At 62.4% G+C, this 2340-nt stretch carries 2 protein-coding genes; one reads left to right on the forward strand and one right to left on the reverse strand.

Annotated features, from left to right (window positions below; translation table 11 throughout):
• Positions 1 to 103 precede the first annotated feature (103 nt).
• On the forward strand, positions 104 to 1327 hold the full coding sequence (locus Q8S25_RS00015; RefSeq protein WP_305533608.1) for an IS256 family transposase: 1224 nt from the start codon (positions 104 to 106) through the stop codon (positions 1325 to 1327).
• A gap of 27 nt (positions 1328 to 1354) precedes the next feature.
• Here the strand turns inward: Q8S25_RS00015 and Q8S25_RS00020 are convergent, their stop codons facing one another.
• Positions 1355 to 2173, reverse strand: a complete 819-nt coding sequence (locus Q8S25_RS00020) for a cytochrome c3 family protein (protein WP_371131561.1) — start codon at positions 2171 to 2173, stop codon at positions 1355 to 1357.
• Positions 2174 to 2340: the final 167 nt, after the last annotated feature.

Raw genomic sequence — 2340 nt, forward strand, 5'->3', positions numbered from 1 at the left:
GGTCACGTCCCGCCATGTGGTGTAAATAGGCCGCCTGCTTGAGAAACAGGCGGCCACCGTGTGATTCTTCGAAGCGACCAAGCATTCGGAGAAAGGACACACGATGGCCAGCACCAGCATGGAACTGCACGACTTCTTGAGCAAGGCCGCCCGGGGAGGAGATGTGGACTTCTTGCGCGATGGGGTCCGCATGCTCGCCCAGGCGCTTATGGAACTCGAGGTCTCGCAGCAGATCGGCGCGGAGAAGCACGAACGCACGGACGGGCGCGTCACCCAGCGCAACGGCTACCGTGAGCGAATGTGGGACACGCAAGCCGGAGCGATCGAGCTCAAGATCCCGAAGCTGCGTGAGGGCAGCTACATGCCCTCGCTTATCGAGCCGAGGCGCCGGATCGACCGCGCGATGCTCTCCGTCATCCAGGAAGCCTATGTCCACGGCGTTTCCACCCGGAAAGTGGACGACATTGTGACCGCGCTTGGCATGACCGGCGTCTCGAAGTCGAGCGTGAGCCGCATCTGCGCGGAGATCGACGAGACGGTCGCAGACTTCCTCTCGCGCCCGCTTCTCGCCCGCTATCCCTATGTCTGGCTGGACGCCACGTATCTCAAGTGCCGGGAGAACTCGCGTGTTGTCTCAGTGGCGACCGTGGTCGCGACCGGTGTCACGGAGAAGGGAGAGCGCGAGGTCCTTGGCCTCGACATCGGCCCGAGCGAGGACGGGGCGTTCTGGACGGAGTTCCTAAGAAGCCTCGTTTCACGCGGACTCTCCGGTGTCGATCTCGTCATCTCTGACGCGCATCTCGGCCTCAAGGAGGCGGTATTCAGCGTATTCGCCGGATCGAGCTGGCAGAGGTGCCGCGTGCACTTCATGCGCAACGCGCTCGTCCATGTCCCCAAGGAAGCCCGCAACATGGCCGCCTCGGCCATCCGCACCGTCTTTGCCGCCGGGACGATCGAAGACGCGAGAGCCCAGCTGCGCCTCATCGCGGACGGGCTTCAATGCCGCTATCCGAAGCTCGCCGCGCTTCTCTTCGACGCCGAGGACGACCTCATCGCCCATATGGCGTTCCCGCGGGATCACTGGTCCAAGATCGCCTCGACCAACCCGCTCGAGCGGGTCAACAAGGAGATCAAGCGCAGGACCGATGTCGTGGGGATCTTCCCGAACCGCGCTTCCGCGCTCAGGCTGACCGGAGCCGTTCTCCTCGAGCAGCACGACGAGTGGGCGGTGGGGCGGCGCTACATCGGGATCGAGTCGATGTCCAGGATCGGAGCGCCCCAGGACGGGAAGGAGGCCTACGAGGCGCTGCTCGCGCCGATCAGGTAGACTGCGGCACGGGGAATCGCGCGGAAGTTACACCACTCCGCGGGACGCGGCCCCACTCGTCGTATGGCAGTCCGAGCACTCACCCTTCTTATCGTGCGGTGCCTGGTGACACAACGAGCACTTCATCTTCGCCTGGTCGTGACACTTCTGACAGACGACAGTCTTGTGGCCGGGTGCAACAGATGGTGTTACGCCGGTCGGCACCGGCGGCATACCCGCACCGGTCTTAAGGATTCCCGCGGCGCTCAGTGAAGCGAGCGAAACCTCGTGACCGGCCGTCGCATGACACTCCTGGCATCGCGCGTTCTTCTGATGCAAGACATGCGAGAAGCGAGTCCCGATCTTCTTGTCGACCTTAGGGTGACAGCCGACGCATCGGCTGTCGGGAACCTCGACCCCGTAGTTTGGGAATCGGTTGTCCTTCGTGAAGTGGTTATAGAGCTCCTTGAGGGCGATCGGCTTGTGCGCGAGGTGCGCGATGACGCCCGGGTTCACATGGCAATCGACGCACTCTGCCTTCGACACGTGACCGCTCGCCTGCCATGCGGAGTAGTACGGCGTCATCTCATGACACGACTTACAGAAGTCGGAACGCTCTGTGTAGACGAGCGATCCTGTCATCACGGCAAGACCGACCAGAGCGACGCCACCCCAGATCAGCCAACGACGGATTCGGCTCTTCTGATCAGGAGAAGCGGCGCCAGACGAGAAGCGGCGCCACTTTGGGGGCGCCGAATCTGATGATCCACCTGAATTGTCAAGAATATCTGTCACCAGGGCCTCCCCCGCTCTATCACCGGAATACTCGATACTTAAGTACCCTTTCGGCCCCCGCACACACATCATAGACCAGCAGGGCGCACGAGTGCACAAGCTTCACTCCAAGAGCCAACCGTAGCGCGCCGGAAGACGTGAAAAGGACGAGACGACAGAAGTCATCCCGTCCTTTTCGCACTCAAGGATTCGCTTGGCGGAGGCGCGTGCGAATCGAACACACCCAGGACGCTCTTCAC

The sequence above is a fragment of the Sediminibacterium sp. genome (assembly GCF_030695065.1).
Taxonomy (GTDB): domain Bacteria; phylum Bacteroidota; class Bacteroidia; order Chitinophagales; family Chitinophagaceae; genus Sediminibacterium.

What these genes read in the sequence shown, in the direction of transcription:
- Q8S25_RS00015 (WP_305533608.1), top strand. Translation starts at nt 104, where the DNA reads ATGGCCAGCACCAGCATGGAACTGCACGACTTCTTGAGCAAGGCCGCC.
- Q8S25_RS00020 (WP_371131561.1), bottom strand. Translation starts at nt 2,173, where the DNA reads ATGATGTGTGTGCGGGGGCCGAAAGGGTACTTAAGTATCGAGTATTCC.